The organism is Microbacterium sp. M28 (assembly GCF_025836995.1).
GTDB lineage: Bacteria > Actinomycetota > Actinomycetes > Actinomycetales > Microbacteriaceae > Microbacterium.
The window spans coordinates 76052-92053 of record NZ_CP107546.1 but is presented as its reverse complement, the minus strand read 5'-3'; the positions used below and the strand labels follow the sequence as shown (position 1 = coordinate 92053).

Here is a 16002-nt window from a genome sequence, read left to right as displayed (position 1 = left end):
GTCAGCGTCCCGCCGGGGTACGGTTCTCCGCGCTCACCATCCAGGCGAACTGCTCCAGCTTCTCGATGATCGCGTGGAGGATGTCCGCACTCGTGGGGTCCTCCTCGTCGACGCCGTCATGCACTTCGCGCAGGGTTCCGACGACCGCCTCGAGTCGTGCCGTGATGAGGTCGACGGTCTCGGTCGTGTCGACCTCGCCCTGCGGATACTCCGGCAGCGTCGTGCTCGACGCCACCGTGTCGCTGCGCCCGTCGGGCACGGCGTGCAGCGCGCGCATGCGCTCGGCGACCGTGTCGCTGAACTCGCGCGCCGCCTCGATGATGTCGTCGAGCTGCCGATGCGTGTCGCGGAAGTTCTTGCCCACGACGTTCCAGTGCGCCTGCTTGCCCTGCATCGCCAGTTCGAGCAGGTCGACGAGTACGGCCTGCAGGTGCGCGCTCAGCTCGGGAGACGCCACGAAGCCCTTCTCGGCGTTCTGCCGACGCGTGCGCTTCTCGCCGCTCCCGCCGCGCGCGGTACGGGAGACGGATGCCTTGGTGGAGGATGTCTTCGTCGTTGCCATCATGCGGCGACCGTAACGCGACCTCCCCGGCGGATCGGAGGGGCTTGACAGCGGCGACGCCGCTGATCCAGGCCGCGAGTCAGGTGAGTCGGGCGGCGACGATGCGCGCGGTCGCCTCCGGGTCCATCCGGTGGCCGATCGACTCGGGCACCTCCACGAACTCGGCGTCCGGCATCGCAGCGGCCAGACGGGAAGCCGCGGAGACGAGGATCGGCATGGTCTCGGAGCCGCGCAGGATCGTCACCGGCATCGACACTCCGAGCATGGCCGCCGTCGGGGTCGACGTGCGCTGGGTCACGAGGACGTCGTAGACGGTGGAGCGTCCGAGTCGTGCGACCTGGTCGAACCCCGGCGAAGCACGGAACTGCTCGATGAAGGCCTCGGGCAGGCCGACCCCCTCGCGCTGGAACAGCACGACGGCGTCGCCCGGACGCCCGTCGTCGACCAGCGCCTGCAGACGCTCGGTCAGATCGGCGGCGGGGTCGCCCGCACCGAATCGGAACGGCGGCTCGGAGAGGAACAGTCGGCTCATCGGCACGCCCTCGCCAGCGGCGTAGAGCGCGAGCACGGCACCCGACGAGTGCCCGATCACAGAGGCTTCGGATCCGGAGGCCGCGATCACCGCCGCGAGATCCTCCACCTCGCGAAGCGGCTCGGCCGGCGCGGCGTCACCGCTGTCGCCGCGGGCGCGCCGGTCGTAGGTGACAGCGCGCAATCCGATGTCGGCGAACGCCCGCGCGATCTCCTGCGCATCGCGGGCCGTGGACAGGGCGCCGTTCACGATGACGACGGTCGGGCCGGACCCCGTCGTGCGGGTGGCGATGGGTGTTCCGTCGGCAGAGGTGACGATCTCCATGACGCCACGCTAGTCCCAGGCGGCGACATCGTGTCTCCGACCTGGGGTGCCCTGAGAGAACCTCCCTCCCCGCACCCCCGCGGCCTACGCTGGCGGTGACGGAAGGAACCAGCATGCACACCCGCACACTCGGCCAGGGCCTCGAGGTCTCCGCGATCGGCCTCGGCGCCATGGGCATGTCCCAGAGCTACGGACCCAACCCCGGCGATCGCCAGGAGATGATCGATGTCCTCCGCTACGCGGTCGATCACGGCGTCACGTTCATCGACACCGCCGAGGTGTACGGCCCGTACGACAACGAGGAGCTCGTCGGTGAAGCGCTGCGACCGGTCCGGGACCGGGTCACGATCGCCACGAAGTTCGGCTTCGACATCCAAGGCGGTGCTTCGGTCGGGACGGACTCTCGCCCCGAGGGCATCCGCGCCGCGGCCGAAGGCTCGCTGCAGCGCCTCGGAATCGAGACGATCGACCTGCTCTATCAGCACCGCGTCGACCCCGCGGTGCCCATCGAGGATGTCGCCGGCACCGTCGGCGACCTGATCGCCGAGGGCAAGGTGCGCCACCTCGGACTCTCCGAGGCTGCGGCGTCGACGATCCGGAGAGCGCACGCCGTGCACCCGGTCACGGCGGTCCAGAGCGAGTACTCGCTGTGGACGCGCGACCCCGAACCGGAGGTGCTTCCGACGTGCGCCGAGTTGGGCATCGGATTCGTGCCGTTCAGCCCGCTGGGCAAGGGGTTCCTCACCGGAACCGTGACCGCCGACAGCACGTTCGGCTCCGATGAGATCCGCGCCAAAGTCCCCCGCTTCGAGGCGGAGAACCTTGCCGCCAACCTCCGGCTCGTCGATCACGTGAAGGATCTCGCCGCGGCGCGGGACGCATCCCCCGGCCAGATCGCGCTCGCCTGGCTGCTCGCGCAGCATCCGTTCATCGTGCCGATCCCCGGCACGCGTCGTCGGGAGCGCATCGACGAGAACGCGGCGGCCACAGGTGTCGCCCTGTCCGCGGACGACATCGCCGATCTCGACACGCTCGTCGCGCGTTTCGGGGTCGCCGGTGATCGCTACAACCCGGCCGGCATGCAGGCCGTGGGCCGCTGACTCAAGCCGCGCGCTCGGCCACCTCGGCCAGCGCCTGCTTGACCCGTGCCATGGCGTCGACCATGACCGGCCGCGGCGTCGCGAACACGAACCGCGTGTATCCGATCGCCGCCTCCCCGCAGGCCGAGCCGTCGGTCATGGCGACACCGGCATGTTCGCGGAACCATGCGGCCAGATCACCGGTCAGACCGGTCTCACGGAAGTCCAGCAGCGCGATATATGTCCCTTCGGGCATGGTCATGCTCACGCCGGGGATCTCGTCGACCAGCTCGGCGAGAAGTCGCCGATTGCCATCGAGATAGTCCACGACGTCGTCGAGCCAGGCCTCGCCTCCGGTGTAGGCGGCGACGTTGGCGACGACGCCGATGGTCGCCGTGCCGTGACCGGCCCAGCCGCCGTCCTCCTCCCACAGCCGTTCGGTCTCGTCGTTCGAGAAGATCAGCTGTGCGCACTTGAAGCCGGCGAGGTTGAACGCCTTCGACGCGGATGCCGCAGTCAGCGTGTGCGCTGCTGCGACGTCGGACACCGACGCGTACGGAATGTGGGTTCCCGGAGCGAACACGAGCGGTGCGTGGATCTCATCGCTGAACACCCGCCCGCCCGCGGCATCCACCGTGGCGGCGATCTCGAGCATCTCGTCACGGGTGGCGACCGTGCCGAGCGGGTTGTGCGGGTTGCAGAGCACGAGCAGCTCGCCGCCGTCGGCGAACGCCGCCGTCACGCCGGCGTGGTCCATGACCCAGCGGCCCCCGACGAGGACGCTCGGCACCTCGATCACCCGTCGTCCGAGGCGCCCAGGCACCGTCAGGAACGGCATGTATGCCGGTGTCGGCACGATCACCGCGGCGCCCGGCGAGGTGGACGACGTGATCGCGAATTCGAACGCCGCGATCACGTCCGGCACGGCGCGCACGCGCTCGGCCGGCACGTCCCAGCCGTACTTCTCGGAGTACCAGGATGCCGTGGCCTCGGCGAGCTGCGTCGTCAGTCGCGTCGGCAGGTACCCCGTGAGCCCGGCATCCAGCGATGCCTTGACCGCGTCGCTGATCGCGGGCGCGACACCGAAGTCCATCTCGGCGACGAAGGCGCCGATCGTGTCCGGGAAGGCCGTCCACTTCACGCTGCCGGCCTGGCGAAGATCGTCCGCGGTGATCGCGTCGAAGGGATGCGCTGCCATGTCTCTCCTCTGAACTCGTCCTCCCCATTCTCCCTGCCCCCGACGACACTCGGGCGCGGCTAGCACTGCGGAAGAGGGCGCGTCAACCCTCCGGCTCGATCTGGGAAGCCGCGGGATGATGGATGCACAACCCGAGCGAAGGAGTCGTTCATGAACATCGCATTGGTGCTGATCATCGTCATCGCCGTCATTCTCGCCATCGTCGGCGGCCTCAACACAGCGCTGAACTGGTTGCTGTGGGTGGCGCTGATCGTCGGTGTCATCGCGCTGATCGCGTTCCTGTTCCGAGTGATCGGCGGACGCAACAGAGTCTGACATCCCGGGGCGCACCTGTTGCGCATCGGTGAAAGGAAGAGGCCGCGACGGAAGACCGTCGCGGCCTCTTTCACTGTGGTCCTGCGGTGCCGTCCCGCCCCGCACACTCGGTACCGCGGGAGGACGCGCGCCGACGCCTCCTGTCCGTAGCGTCGACAGCATGATCACTGCAGAAGGCCTCACGAAGAGATTCGGGGACAAGACGGCCGTCGAGGACGTGTCGTTCACCATCCGCCCCGGCGCCGTCACCGGTTTCCTCGGTCCCAACGGCGCCGGCAAGTCCACCACGATGCGCATGATCGTCGGGCTCGACCGCCCGACGGCCGGGCGCACCACGATCGACGGCGTCGAATACCGTCGGCTGCCCGCACCGCTGACCCATGTCGGGGTGCTCCTCGACGCGAAGGCCGTGCACACCGGTCGCACCGCGCGGAACCACCTGCGTGCCATGGCGGCCACCCACGGCATCGGGTCCGCCCGCGTCGACGAGGTCATCGACCTCGCCGGGCTCACCCCGGTGGCCCGCAAGCGCGCCGGGAAGTTCTCGCTCGGTATGGGCCAGCGGCTCGGCATCGCCTCGGCGCTGCTCGGCGACCCGCACACCCTCATCCTCGACGAGCCGGTCAACGGCCTCGACCCCGAGGGCGTGCGCTGGGTGCGCCAGTTCGTGCGCCACGCGGCATCCGAGGGACGCACCGTGCTCCTGTCCAGCCACCTCATGAGCGAGATGGCGCAGACCGCCGACCACGTCATCGTGATGGGACGCGGCCGAGTGCTCGCCGACGCATCACTGGACGACCTCGTGCGGGCATGGACGGCCAATACGGTGCGCGTCCGCACACCGCGGGCCGCGGCGCTGGCCGAGGCCGTCACGCACGCCGACGTGGAGATCGTCAGCACCGAGCCCGACCTGCTGGAGATCGTGGGGCTTCCGGCATCCCGCATCGGCGACATCGCCGCAGACCGCGGGATCCCCCTGCACGAGCTCACCCCCACCACCGGATCGCTCGAAGACGCCTACCTGGCGCTCACCGGCGACTCGGTCGAATACCGGACCAAGGAGATCGCATGAGCACCATGACCGCGGAGGGCACGCGACGCACCACGCACGTCACGTCGCCGTACCGACTGACCTTCCTGCGAACCCTACGCAGCGAATGGATCAAGATCGCCACGCTGCGATCGACCTGGTGGTCGATCGGGATCACAGCCCTGCTGACCGTCGGGATCGCCACGTTGATCGCGTCGACGGTCGGTGCCGCGGACCAGTTCCCCATGATCCAGGCTGTCGTCTCGCCGATCCAGTTCACGATGCTGCTCGCCGGCATCCTTGGCACGATCTCGGTGACCGGCGAGTACTCCACCGGGATGATCCGCTCCACGCTCAGCGCCGTGCCCGTGCGCGGGATGGTGCTGGCGGCGAAGGCCGTCGTGCTGGCTGCGCTGCTGTTCGTCGCGTCGCTGGTGATCTTCTTCGGCGCGGCTCTCGTCATCAGCCCGATCGCGGAGTCCAAGGGTCTGGGTCTGGATTGGTCCGACTTCGATGTCACCATCCGACCGATCCTGCTCGCCTCCGCAGCGATGGCGGTCTTCGCTCTGATCGGCGTCGCCTTCGGGTTCATCCTGCGCTCGGGCGCCGGCGCGATCGCGGCGACCGTCGGGCTGCTGTTCGTGCTGCCGATCGTATCGATGACTTTCACCATGGCAGGGGATGCCTGGCAGTGGATCGCTGAGGCCTCGCGCTACCTGCCGATGTCCGCCGCGCAGTACGCCATCAACCCCGTACCGGAAGGAGTCGACGGCCTGTCCCCCGAGATCGCGTATCTCGCGCTGGCCGCGTGGGTCGCCGCCGGGATGCTGGGGGCGTGGGCTGTGCTGCGCACCCGCGACGCGTGAGAGCACGCCACCGCAGACCAGTGACGCGTAGAGTCGAGCCCGTGTCGAGCACGAGCGGTCGGAGCTCCTCCGCCGGCCGGATCCCCGCACAGGATCCGGCCACGGAGGAGCTCCGTCTGCCGCGCCCGCCGGGGATGATCCGAAGGTTCTGGGCACGGCATCCGCTCTTCGCCGACATCCTGATCGCACTCGTCTGCCTGGTGATGTCGATCACCCCCGCGGTGATGTACACGACAGATCGAGTCGGACCGGACGGGGCGATCATCGCCTCCAGCCCTCCGCCGATCTGGGCGAGCATCGCGATCTCCGTCCTCGTGTTCGCCGCGTGCGCACTCCTGCTGCGTCGCCGGCGCTGGCCGACGACCGTGCTGATCGCCTCCTACATCGTGGCCGTCGTGTATCTACTGGTGCTGGACCCCGCCGGAGGCCCGCTGCTGCTCGTCTCCAGCTACGGCATGGCCGTCTACCGCTCATCGCGGGCCGCCTGGACGGCGTTCGGGATCGGGATCGGCGGCCTCACGCTCCTGGCCGCCGCCCTGCAGCTCGCGGGCGCGATCACGCTTCAGGCAGCGGCGAACGCCGTGCTCGGACAGCTCACCCTCGCCCTCATCGGTACGCTCATCGGCGCCAACGTGGGCGGACGAAAGCGCTACGTCGAGGCCATCATCGATCGTTCCCGTCAGCTGCTGAACGAACGCGACCAGCAGGCGCAGATCGCCGCGGCGGCCGAACGCGCACGGATCGCCAGGGAGATGCACGACGTGGTCTCGCACTCGCTGACCGTCATCGTCGCGCTGTCCGAGGGCGCGGCGGCGACGTCGGATCCGGAGCGCGCGAAGGATGCCTCTGTCGCGGCGGCCGCGACTGCGCGTGGCGCGCTGTCGGAGATGCGCTCCATGCTGGGCGTGCTCCGCGAGGGGGATGCCGATGCGCCGCTCGCGCCCACCGCCCCCGTCGACCCCCGCACGACGGTCGCGGCCGCGCAGCGCGCGGGTTTCCCGGTGACCCTCTCGGTCTCGGGCGAGGCCGGAGCGGCGGAGCCGGTCGAGTTCGCGATCGGCCGGGTCGTGCAGGAGGGCGTCACGAACGCCATGCGCCACGCACCCCGGGCGTCGGCCGTCTCGGTCCGGATCGACCGCCGAGCCGATCCCCTCGTGGTGCAGATCGTCAACGACGGCGTCGCGGCGGCACCCGCCGCGAGGTCCGGCGGCTTCGGCCTCACCGGCCTGGCCGAGCGCACGGCTCACCTCGGCGGAACGCTGGATGCCGGGGTGCGCGACGATGGACGATGGGTGCTGCGCGCGGAATTCCCCGCGGGTGGCGCCGATCCGGGCGAGAAGAGGAGTGCATGACCGAGCAGATCCGCGTGCTGCTCGTCGACGATCAGGAGCTCATCCGCGTCGGCTTCCGGCTCGTGCTCGACGCCGAAGACGATGTGGCCGTCGTGGGCGAGGCCGCCGACGGTGCCGCGGCCGTGGCGCGCGCCGCCGCCCTCGCGCCGGACGTCGTCCTGATGGACGTGCGGATGCCCGGCATGGACGGGATCGCCGCCACCGCCGCGATCGTGAACGCCCGCCCGCAGACGCGCGTGCTCGTGCTCACCACGTTCGATCTCGACGAGTACGCGTTCGGCGCGATCGGCGCCGGGGCGAGCGGGTTCCTCCTCAAGGACGCGCAGCGCCATGAGCTGACGGCCGCGATCCGCGCCGTCCACCGCGGTGACGCCGTGCTCGCACCGCGCGTCACCCGTCGCCTGCTGGAGCATGTGGGTCCCCGACTGTCGAGCACACCGCCCGCAGACGACCCCACGTCGTCTCTCACCGAGCGCGAGCGCGACGTGTTCGTCCAGATCGCTCTCGGCCTGTCCAACGCCGAGATCGCGCAGACGCTGTTCCTCAGCGAATCGACCGTCAAGACGCACGTGGGTCGCGTGCTGGCGAAGGTGGGCGCACGCGACCGCGTGCACGCCGTGATCCTCGCGCACCGGCTCGGGCTCGTCGACTGACGATCGGGGCCTTGAACGCGTCAGCCCGCGGGCGGCGACGCGCAGGTGACGATGCCGGCGATGGCGTCGTGGTACTGCTCGGCGGTGAACGGAAGGCCGAACTCCGGTGCGGTCTGCCCCTCAGCGGCAGGCGCCTTCGACGCGATCGCGGCCAGCTCCCACGCGAGGTACGCCGCGATGGAGCTCCCCGATGACGAGTTGTTCAGCGTCACAGCGACCGTGAAACCGGTGGCCGGATCCGAGTACGCCGAGGTCGCGTAGCCGGGAGTCCAGCCGTGCTGGCCGATCATCGACCCGACCAGCAGCGCACCCCCGGTCGCCTGGTACCAGGACGGCGCCTTCGACGAAACCGGCAACGGCGCACCGTAGCGCGCCGGCTCGGCGCCTTCCGCGCGCAGCGCCTGCGCCGCCTCCGCCTGGACGTACCGACCGAGTTCCTCGATCGTCGAGACGGCGCCGGAGTCCGTGAAGCCCATGCTCGCCGACGCGACGGTCACATCCACCGGTGCGGTGCAGTTGTAACCACCCTCGATGACGGGGTGGTAGTTCCCGCGCAGCACCGGTCCGTCCGAGGCCGGAGCCGCCTTGTCACCCGGCAGTCGCGTCTGCACGAGATCGAGCGGATCGGCCACGTACTTGTCGATGAGTTCGGAGGCGCTCATGCCGGACGCGCGCTCGAGCGCCAGGCCGAGGAGGATGTACCCGGCATCGGAGTCCCGCCACGCCGTGTGCGGCGTCGACGGCGCACGACCGAGGCCGTAACCGGCGAGCTCGAGCGGAATCCAGCGCCGCTCCGGCGTGTTCAACCAGGCGGACTTGAGAGTCGCCTCGGAGGATCCGATCCCGCTCGTGCCGTTGCACAGGTCGAGCAGCGTGATGTCGTCGAGATCCGCGACCCCGGAGACGTAGTCCGGCACGGAGGCATCGAGCTCGACGAGGCCGTCGTCCGCCATGCCGTACAGCACGTCGCAGGTCATCAGACGAGTGACGTCGGCGACCCGGAAGGCCATCTCGGTGGTCACGGGGGTCTCATCGCCCTGTGCCTGCGTCCCGGTAGCCGCCACCCACTGACCGCTCCACGGCACCCATACACCGACGATCGCGCCGGAGGAGCCCGACGCGGCCATGGCACTGTTCACGGCATCCTGCATCTGCGCGACCATGTCCTCGGGCAGCGCCCCGTCGACCTGGGGCGGCGGGGTGTAGGTGACATCCGTATCGCCGGAGCAGCCCGTCAGGAGGAGCGCGAGCGCGACGGCGGAAGCCGCGGCTGCGCGCAATCGGCGCGACGACAGAACGTGCATGAATCCACTCCCGGGGTATCTTTCACCGAGTCTAGGGGCCGGATCCTGAAAGTCACCCCCGACGGCCCGGGGCCCGGCGCTCTACAGTGTGAGCGTGCCTCACACCTTCGACGCCGACGTGGTCGCGGCCGTACTGCGCCACATGAACGGCGACCACGTCGACGACAACCTGCTGATCGCCCGGGCGTTCGCCGACGCATCCGAGCCGCCCGTCGTAGCCGCCGAGATGGCCGGATTCGACGGCGACGGCGGGTTCTGGCTGCTCATCCGAGCCGGCGGATCCACGGACGAGCTGCGAGTGCCGTGGCCGGGCGGCCCGATCTCCGAGCGTCCTGCCGTGCGCCGGGAAGTCGTCGCGCTGTACGACCAGGCCTGTGCGCGTCTGGGCGTCGAGCCGCGACCGCACGCCTGACATTCGCCCTTCGCGCGAGGTTAGGTTGCCCTTACACTGGGGGCATGTCCGAAATCCTGTCGTTCTCCGCAGCGCTGCGTGAGAGATCCTCCGGCTCGCACTCCCGCAGCGAGCACGCCGGTTTCATGGGCGACCTGCTCACCGGCGAGGGGTCGCGCGACGACTACATCGCCCTCGTCTCGCAGCACTACTTCATCTACGAGGCGCTCGAGGCGGCCGCGGATCGGATGCGCGATGACCCGGTGGCTTCCGTCTTCCTGAGCGACAGACTCACGCGCCTGCCGGCGCTCGAGGCCGACCTCTCCTTCCTCCTGGGTGCCGACTGGCGGGCGCTGATCCAGCCGCTGCCGACGACCCGGCGCTACGTCGAACGGATCGACCAGGTGGGTGCGACATGGCCAGGCGGCTTCGTCGCGCACCACTACACGCGCTATCTCGGCGATCTTTCGGGTGGGATCTTCATCGGTCGGGTCATGCAGCGCCGTTTCGGCTTCGAGACCAACGGCATCGGGTTCTATCTGTTCGACGACATCGCGGACCCCAAGGCGTTCAAAGACGTCTACCGCGACCAGCTGGATGCCGCACCATGGGATGACGCGGAACGGGAGCGCGTGATCGCCGAGGTGCTGCTGGCGTACCGGTTCAACACCGAGCTGTTCGAGGACCTCGACCGCGCCCGCGCGGCCGCCTGAGCTCAGGCGGAGACCTCGGGGGTCGAGTTGCGCTCCCATGCGGCGCGCATGAACCGGCGCACGTCCTCGTCCACTCGGATGTCGCTCGGCCGTAGCGGCCGCGACAGGTACAGGCCGTCCAAGGACGTCAGGCGGCTCAACGCCACGTAGGTCTGACCGGGGGCGAACGCGCCGGAGCCCAGATCGATCAGGGCGCGATCGTACGTCTTGCCCTGCGACTTGTGGATCGTGACCGCCCACGCGAGTCGCAGCGGGAACTGCGTGAACTCCGCGACCACGTCACGCGACAGCGTCTTGGTGAGCGGGTTGTACGCGTACCGGTACCTCTCCCAGACGGCCGGCTCGACATCGACCTCCTCTCCGTCGATGTCGACGCGCACGGACCCGCCGAGGATGCGGGTGACGGTGCCGATGGTGCCGTTCACCCACCGCGGGGGTTCGCCGGCCATGGCGGTGTCGTTGCGCAGGAACATGACCTGGGCGCCGACCTTCAGCTTCAGCTCGGCATCCGCCGGGAAGTTCGCCTCACCGCGCCCGAAGTCACCGTTGATCTCGGCCTTGGCGGTCTGCTCGCGCCCGCCGAGGGCGGCGAGATGGCGGCGGTTGATGTTGTTGACGATGTCGTTGCGGGTCGCCAGCGTGATCATCGGCACCTCGCCTGGCTCGGGTTCCGGCTGCGGACGCGCACCCTGGGTGTTGAGCACCTCGGCGATCTCTGCGGTGACGCGACCGTAGCGGACCGCGTTCAGCATGGCCTTGAAGCCGTCGTCCGATTGTCGATGGATCTCGACCAGTTCGCGCACGTGCAGCTGCGCGCCGTGCCGCCCGAGGTCGAGCAGACCGTCGTCGTCGCCAGGCGCCGAGCCGGCCCAGACCTTCGCATCGAAGAACCAGAAGGAGCGGTAGTGATCCTCGACGTACCGGGCCTCGTCACCGCGCGGCGGCACAGGGGCGAGCTGATACGGATCGCCGAACATGACGACCTGCACTCCCCCGAACGGCTGCGCACGTCGCCCACGCGCCTGGCGGAGCGCTCGATCCATGGCGTCCATGAGGTCGGCGTTGACCATCGAGACCTCGTCGATCACGAGCGTCTCGATCGCGTTCAGGATGCGCCGGGTCGGATCGCTCTGCTCGATCTCGCTGTCGGCGATGAGGCCGATCGGCATCCGGAACAGCGAATGGATCGTCTGCCCCTCGACATTGAGCGCGGCGACGCCCGTCGGCGCGCAGATGGCGATCTGCTTCTTGGTGTTCCAGGCGAAGTACTGCAGCAGCGTCGATTTGCCCGTGCCGGCGCGACCGGTCACGAAGACGTGCTCGTCGGTGTCCTCGATCAGCCGGAAGAGGGCTTCCTGTTCGGCGGAGAGAGCGGGGAGGGACACGGCATCCATGGTACGTCGCGCAGGCGCGTCACCTCCGGCAATGCTCGGCTTCGTCTCAGGACCGCCCTCATAGACTGACGCCCATGGAGCAGCCTGCCGCCGGGTCGCCCCGGCGCGCGCGCCTCGGGGTCGACCTGTCGATCCTCGCGCTGATCGGCGTGCTGCTCGTCGCGTCGCTGGGGGCCGGCGGTGCCGCGCTGTACCAGCAGTTCTACAGCCCGGCCGCGTTCGTCACCCGCTATCTCGACCTGCTCGCCGCCGGCAAGGCGGCCGACGCGCTTCTCGTCCCCGGTGTCGCCGTCGATCGTGCGACGCTCGAGGATGCCGGGATGAACCCGACCGCGTCCGAGGCGCTCCTGCGCCAGGCGGCTCTCGCCCCGCTGACCGACGTCGAGGTGGTCTCCACCACGCAGAAGGACGGCATCAGCGACGTGACGGTGTCGTACTCGGCGAACGGTCACGCCGGCGAGAGCACGTTCCATGTCGAGCAGGACGGTTGGATCGGCGTCGCGCCTCGCTGGCGGTTCAGCGCGAGCCCGCTGGCGTCGGTCGAGCTGGCCCTGCAGGGAGCCGACCGCTTCGCCGTGAACGGGTTCACGGTCGAGCGCGGCCAGGTGTCGGCATCCGGCGCCGAAGCCGACCCGACCGCGCCGATCCCGATGCTCGTCTTCACCCCCGGCCTGTACTCGGTGACGGTCGACACCGCGATCTCGCGATCGCCCGGCGTCAGCGTGCTCGCCGATGCCCCGCTGTCCTCCACTCCGATCGAGGTCAGTGCGACCGCGACCGAGGAGTTCGTCGCGATCGTGCAGCAGCGGGTCGAGGAGTTCCTCACCGAATGCACGACGCAGCGGGTCCTCAAGCCGACCGCGTGCCCCTTCGGCTACGACGTTCGCAATCGCATCGACGGCGAGCCGACGTGGTCGATCGAGAAGCAGCCTCAGGTGGCGGTCGAGCCGGAGGGCGGCGCGTGGGTGATTCCCGCAGCGGATGCGGTGGCCCACATCGAGGTCGACATCCGGTCGCTGTTCGACGGATCGATCGAACACGTCTCGGAGGATGTGCCGTTCCAGGTCAACGGCACCATCGCGATCCTCCCCGACGGTTCGGCATCCATCAGGGTCGGATCGCCCCAGGACGGATAGGCGGCTCCGCTCCCGCAGCAGCGCCGATAGGGTGTCCGCATGAGACACCCCGGCCCCGGGCCGCGCGAAGCGATACGTCCCCAGAACGTCTGGGACGCGCTCGAAGCGGTCATGGATTCGATTGGGGTGCTCATCGGCGTGATGTGCCTCCTGCTCGGTGCCGCAGCAGCCGCCCTGTTCGTCTGGTTCATCAGGCGCATGCTGGTGCAATGGCGCAGGTCGGGCAGCGCTCAGCGCTCGTGGCCGCGCATCGCGGCCGTCGTCGAATCCGTCGACGGCCGGGCGGGCTCGGGCGTCGAGACGGCGAGGTACCGCTTCGTCGTCGACGGTGTGGAGGTGACCGGCATCGACGATGCGTCGGTCGTGCCGGAAGCGACCGCGGGCACGACGATCGAGATCGCCTACGACCCAGCCGACCCGCGCGACAACACGATCGCTGCGAAGATCCCCGGACGTCGGTGGCTGTGGCTCGTCATGTCCGTGATCGTCGCCGTGCTGTTCGGACTGTGCGCCTCCGGCCTGCTCGCACTGGGCGTGGACGGCTTGTTCATCCACTGACGCGCCGACACCGCTCAGACGACCGCTCAGCGCTCGCTGACGTCCCGGGCCATGACGGTGATCAGCCGGATCCGGCCGTCGTCGAAGGTGACATGCAGGACGCGCCGATCCTGGATGCGGAAGAGGTCGAAGTCCGCCTGCGACCGGTAGGGCTCACCCACGACGGCGCGCACGTCGTCGCGGGTCGACACGGCGAGATCGATTCCGTCGATGAATCCGGTCCTGTCCGCATAGGCCGTGAAACCCTCATCCGCCAGCACGTAGACGAAGACGGAGGAGAGCAGCGTCTCCGTGAACATGAGTGCGAGGCCGGAGGTGGTGTACTCGACGTAACCGACGTCGTCGAAGGTGTTGTCGCGGACCGGCTGCTCGTCGTACCGGCTGACGACGTCCTGCACCTCGCGGGCGCTCTCGGGAAGGTCGAAGGCGGCGGCGATCGCGGCGATGTGTCCGGTGAGGATCCGCATACTGCTCCGTTCGGTGCGCACGCGGCCGACGTGTCCGCGCAGGGCCGTCGGCCCCCGTGCTTGCCGACGACTCTAGCGCCGCTCCCGCGCCGCCGCCCTGGCATCCTTCGCCGCGAGTTCGGCGAGCCGGGCGTTGTACTCCTCGAGCTCGGCCTCGCCGGTGCGGTCGGCATGCCGGTCGCGTCGGCGCTGCACCTTGGAGTCGTTGCGGCTCCACTGGATCGCCACCGTGATCGCGAGGATCAGCGTCGGGATCTCCCCGACGGACCACGCGATGCCGCCACCGATGTACTGATCCTCGAGTGGGGTGGGGCCCCACGTGCGGCCCATCGCGCCGAACCACTCGGAGACCATGAGGCCGGTCTGCATCATGATCGCGATGCCGAAGAACGCGTGCAGCGCCATGACCGCGATCAGCGTGATCAGCCGTCCTGGATACGGCAGCCGATACGGGACGGGGTCCGCTCCGATCAGGCTCATGACGAACAGGTAACCCGAGATGAGGAAGTGCGCGACCATCCACTCGTGACCGAGGTGCTCGTACATCGACCAGCGGAACAGGTCCGTGAAGTAGAACGCCCACAGCGACCCGACGAAGATGCCGGCCGCCACGAACGGATGCGTGACGACGCGGGCGAACGGCGAGTGCACGGCCCACATGATCCACTCGCGACCGCCGCGGGTTCCGTCGTCGCGCTTCTCGATCGCACGCAGGGCGAGCGTGATGGGCGCTCCCGACACGAGCAGCAGCGGGATCGCCATCGACAGCAGCATGTGCCCCATCATGTGCACGCTGAACAGGTAGTCCTGGTACGCGTTGAGGGCGCCGCTGGTGACCCAGACGAGCAGCAGGAGGCCGAGCACCCAGAACACCGTCCGGTGGATCGGCCAGCGGTCGCCTCGACGCCGCAGCCGCAGCATCCCGGCCAGATAGAACACGAGTCCGAAACCGGCTGCGACAAGCCACAGCACGTCGACGTTCCACTCCGTGAACCAGCGGTCGAACGTCAGCTCGGGCGGCAGCGGCGAGTCCGTGAGGATCTCGGCCGGTGTGCGCACGGCGGGCGGTGTGTCCCCGGCCGGCGGCTCGGTGCGCGCGAGCGCCGCTGCGGCACCGGAGGCGAGCCCCATCAGGGCGACCTCGCAGAGCACCAGCATCCAGAACCAGCGCCGATCGCGGTCGAGCTTGGGGATCAATCGTGACCGGTACCAGGCTCCGAGGGCTCCCATCGCGACCAGCAGCACGATCTTGGCGACCAGGATGCCGCCGTACGGCGTCAGCAGTCCGCTCCAGCCGCCCAGGGCGACGATCGAGCGCGCGAGGCCGGAGACCGTGACGACGACGAACGCCGCCAGCGCGAGCGTGGAGTAGCGCTGCACGAGGGACGTGACCTCGAGCTCAGGCGTGCGCCGCAGGAGCACCACGAGCAGGAGCCCGCCGAGCCAGACCGCCGCGCCGACGGTGTGCAGCAGGATCGAGTTGACCGCGATGTTGTGACCGGCGACGTCACCCGAGTGTCCCTGCGTGGCCAGGGGCAGGAAGGATGCCGCGGCGAGGATCGCCGTGAGCAGCACGGGAGTCCACGTCCGCCAGGCGAACGCCAGCACGGTGACGGTGGCGCCCATGAGCGTGGTGATGAGCCAGGACTGGCCGAGGGCCGTGTTCAGCAGGAAATCCCCCAGCTGCTCGCCGAACAGTCGATCGGCGCTGAGTGTGGGATTGAACGCCGACATGAAGGTCAGGAAGGCGCTGATCCCGGATGCCACGGTGAATGCCGCGGCTCCTGCCGATGCGGCATCCATCGCCCGCTCGAACGGCCGGGTGCCGACTTTGAGGGCGAAGAGGGCGAGCACGAGCGAGCCCAGCATCACGGCGGCGGTGACGTTCGTCAGCATCTTGGCCAGCGGCAGCCCCCAGCGCACGACGGGGCCGGGGTCGAGCAGACGAGGCGCTTCGGCGGCGCCGCCGTAGATGAGGGCCACGACGGTGGCGACGACACCGGCGATGAGGAGGATCGCGGGTCCGGCGATGCGGTACGCCGAGACCCGCTGCGCGGGCGTGGTCACCCTCCCAGCCTACGCGGCGCCGCGGACGGGGATTCCCAGCCGGGATGCACGAAGGCCGCCC

The 16002-nt window shown here is 69.5% G+C and carries 17 protein-coding genes; 10 read left to right on the top strand and 7 right to left on the bottom strand.

Annotation, left to right across the window (positions count from 1 at the left end; all coding sequences use genetic code 11):
• Position 1 precedes the first annotated feature (1 nt).
• Complete coding sequence (locus tag OED01_RS00490) at positions 2–562, bottom strand: Dps family protein (RefSeq protein ID WP_264157993.1); 561 nt, start codon at positions 560–562, stop codon at positions 2–4.
• 79 nt (positions 563–641) lie between these two features.
• Positions 642–1418: an alpha/beta fold hydrolase gene (locus tag OED01_RS00485; RefSeq protein ID WP_264156431.1), complete on the bottom strand. Its 777-nt coding sequence runs from the start codon at positions 1416–1418 to the stop codon at positions 642–644.
• Positions 1419–1531: 113 nt separating this feature from the next.
• Here OED01_RS00485 and OED01_RS00480 point away from each other — a divergent pair, with 113 nt between their 5' ends.
• On the top strand, positions 1532–2518 hold the full coding sequence (locus OED01_RS00480; RefSeq protein WP_264156430.1) for an aldo/keto reductase: 987 nt from the start codon (positions 1532–1534) through the stop codon (positions 2516–2518).
• Position 2519: 1 nt separating this feature from the next.
• Here the strand turns inward: OED01_RS00480 and OED01_RS00475 are convergent, their stop codons facing one another.
• Positions 2520–3695: a MalY/PatB family protein gene (locus OED01_RS00475; protein ID WP_264156429.1), complete on the bottom strand. Its 1176-nt coding sequence runs from the start codon at positions 3693–3695 to the stop codon at positions 2520–2522.
• 150 nt (positions 3696–3845) lie between these two features.
• Here OED01_RS00475 and OED01_RS00470 point away from each other — a divergent pair, with 150 nt between their 5' ends.
• From OED01_RS00470 to OED01_RS00450, 5 genes are all read left to right on the top strand, one after another.
• A complete protein-coding gene (locus OED01_RS00470; protein ID WP_264156427.1) occupies positions 3846–4010 on the top strand; it encodes a hypothetical protein in 165 nt (54 codons plus the stop codon).
• Positions 4011–4170: 160 nt separating this feature from the next.
• The gene (locus tag OED01_RS00465; protein ID WP_264156426.1) at positions 4171–5082 is read left to right on the top strand and encodes an ABC transporter ATP-binding protein; all 912 of its coding nucleotides are present in this window, start codon (positions 4171–4173) and stop codon (positions 5080–5082) included.
• Positions 5079–5906 (top strand): ABC transporter permease subunit, encoded by an 828-nt coding sequence (locus OED01_RS00460; protein WP_264156425.1) that lies wholly within the window; start codon positions 5079–5081, stop codon positions 5904–5906. The genes OED01_RS00465 and OED01_RS00460 overlap by 4 nt, the downstream gene beginning before the upstream one ends.
• A gap of 41 nt (positions 5907–5947) precedes the next feature.
• Positions 5948–7258, top strand: a complete 1311-nt coding sequence (locus OED01_RS00455) for a sensor histidine kinase (protein ID WP_264156424.1) — start codon at positions 5948–5950, stop codon at positions 7256–7258.
• On the top strand, positions 7255–7911 hold the full coding sequence (locus tag OED01_RS00450) for a response regulator (protein WP_264156423.1): 657 nt from the start codon (positions 7255–7257) through the stop codon (positions 7909–7911). Before OED01_RS00455 ends, OED01_RS00450 begins: the two co-directional genes overlap by 4 nt.
• 20 nt (positions 7912–7931) lie before the next feature.
• Here the strand turns inward: OED01_RS00450 and OED01_RS00445 are convergent, their stop codons facing one another.
• Positions 7932–9215, bottom strand: a complete 1284-nt coding sequence (locus tag OED01_RS00445) for a serine hydrolase domain-containing protein (protein WP_264156422.1) — start codon at positions 9213–9215, stop codon at positions 7932–7934.
• A 94-nt stretch (positions 9216–9309) separates the two neighbouring features.
• On the opposite strand from OED01_RS00445, the gene OED01_RS00440 reads away from it, so the two are divergent.
• Positions 9310–9627, top strand: coding sequence for a DUF2470 domain-containing protein (locus OED01_RS00440; protein WP_264156421.1), 318 nt, complete (start codon positions 9310–9312; stop codon positions 9625–9627).
• Between the two features lie 44 nt (positions 9628–9671).
• Positions 9672–10319 carry a biliverdin-producing heme oxygenase gene (locus tag OED01_RS00435; RefSeq protein WP_264156420.1) on the top strand — a complete coding sequence of 216 codons (648 nt, stop codon included), beginning with the start codon at positions 9672–9674 and terminating at the stop codon, positions 10317–10319.
• Positions 10320–10321: 2 nt separating this feature from the next.
• Here OED01_RS00435 and OED01_RS00430 read toward each other — a convergent pair whose 3' ends face one another.
• The gene (locus OED01_RS00430; protein WP_413231596.1) at positions 10322–11713 is read right to left on the bottom strand and encodes an ATP-dependent DNA helicase; all 1392 of its coding nucleotides are present in this window, start codon (positions 11711–11713) and stop codon (positions 10322–10324) included.
• Positions 11714–11787: 74 nt separating this feature from the next.
• Here OED01_RS00430 and OED01_RS00425 point away from each other — a divergent pair, with 74 nt between their 5' ends.
• Positions 11788–12849 (top strand): hypothetical protein, encoded by a 1062-nt coding sequence (locus tag OED01_RS00425; RefSeq protein ID WP_264156418.1) that lies wholly within the window; start codon positions 11788–11790, stop codon positions 12847–12849.
• Between the two features lie 39 nt (positions 12850–12888).
• Positions 12889–13407: a DUF3592 domain-containing protein gene (locus OED01_RS00420; protein WP_264156417.1), complete on the top strand. Its 519-nt coding sequence runs from the start codon at positions 12889–12891 to the stop codon at positions 13405–13407.
• A gap of 26 nt (positions 13408–13433) precedes the next feature.
• Here the strand turns inward: OED01_RS00420 and OED01_RS00415 are convergent, their stop codons facing one another.
• Positions 13434–13874: a hypothetical protein gene (locus OED01_RS00415; protein WP_264156416.1), complete on the bottom strand. Its 441-nt coding sequence runs from the start codon at positions 13872–13874 to the stop codon at positions 13434–13436.
• A 72-nt stretch (positions 13875–13946) separates the two neighbouring features.
• Complete coding sequence (locus tag OED01_RS00410; RefSeq protein ID WP_264156415.1) at positions 13947–15941, bottom strand: bifunctional copper resistance protein CopD/cytochrome c oxidase assembly protein; 1995 nt, start codon at positions 15939–15941, stop codon at positions 13947–13949.
• Between the last annotated feature and the right edge of the window lie 61 nt (positions 15942–16002).

Bases quoted from the DNA above. Each gene is read 5' to 3' on its own strand.
- OED01_RS00490 (WP_264157993.1), bottom strand. From the start codon at position 562: ATGGCAACGACGAAGACATCCTCCACCAAGGCATCCGTCTCCCGTACC.
- OED01_RS00485 (WP_264156431.1), bottom strand. From the start codon at position 1,418: ATGGAGATCGTCACCTCTGCCGACGGAACACCCATCGCCACCCGCACG.
- OED01_RS00480 (WP_264156430.1), top strand. From the start codon at position 1,532: ATGCACACCCGCACACTCGGCCAGGGCCTCGAGGTCTCCGCGATCGGC.
- OED01_RS00475 (WP_264156429.1), bottom strand. From the start codon at position 3,695: ATGGCAGCGCATCCCTTCGACGCGATCACCGCGGACGATCTTCGCCAG.
- OED01_RS00470 (WP_264156427.1), top strand. From the start codon at position 3,846: ATGAACATCGCATTGGTGCTGATCATCGTCATCGCCGTCATTCTCGCC.
- OED01_RS00465 (WP_264156426.1), top strand. From the start codon at position 4,171: ATGATCACTGCAGAAGGCCTCACGAAGAGATTCGGGGACAAGACGGCC.
- OED01_RS00460 (WP_264156425.1), top strand. From the start codon at position 5,079: ATGAGCACCATGACCGCGGAGGGCACGCGACGCACCACGCACGTCACG.
- OED01_RS00450 (WP_264156423.1), top strand. From the start codon at position 7,255: ATGACCGAGCAGATCCGCGTGCTGCTCGTCGACGATCAGGAGCTCATC.
- OED01_RS00445 (WP_264156422.1), bottom strand. From the start codon at position 9,215: ATGCACGTTCTGTCGTCGCGCCGATTGCGCGCAGCCGCGGCTTCCGCC.
- OED01_RS00435 (WP_264156420.1), top strand. From the start codon at position 9,672: ATGTCCGAAATCCTGTCGTTCTCCGCAGCGCTGCGTGAGAGATCCTCC.
- OED01_RS00430 (WP_413231596.1), bottom strand. From the start codon at position 11,713: ATGGATGCCGTGTCCCTCCCCGCTCTCTCCGCCGAACAGGAAGCCCTC.
- OED01_RS00425 (WP_264156418.1), top strand. From the start codon at position 11,788: ATGGAGCAGCCTGCCGCCGGGTCGCCCCGGCGCGCGCGCCTCGGGGTC.
- OED01_RS00420 (WP_264156417.1), top strand. From the start codon at position 12,889: ATGAGACACCCCGGCCCCGGGCCGCGCGAAGCGATACGTCCCCAGAAC.
- OED01_RS00415 (WP_264156416.1), bottom strand. From the start codon at position 13,874: ATGCGGATCCTCACCGGACACATCGCCGCGATCGCCGCCGCCTTCGAC.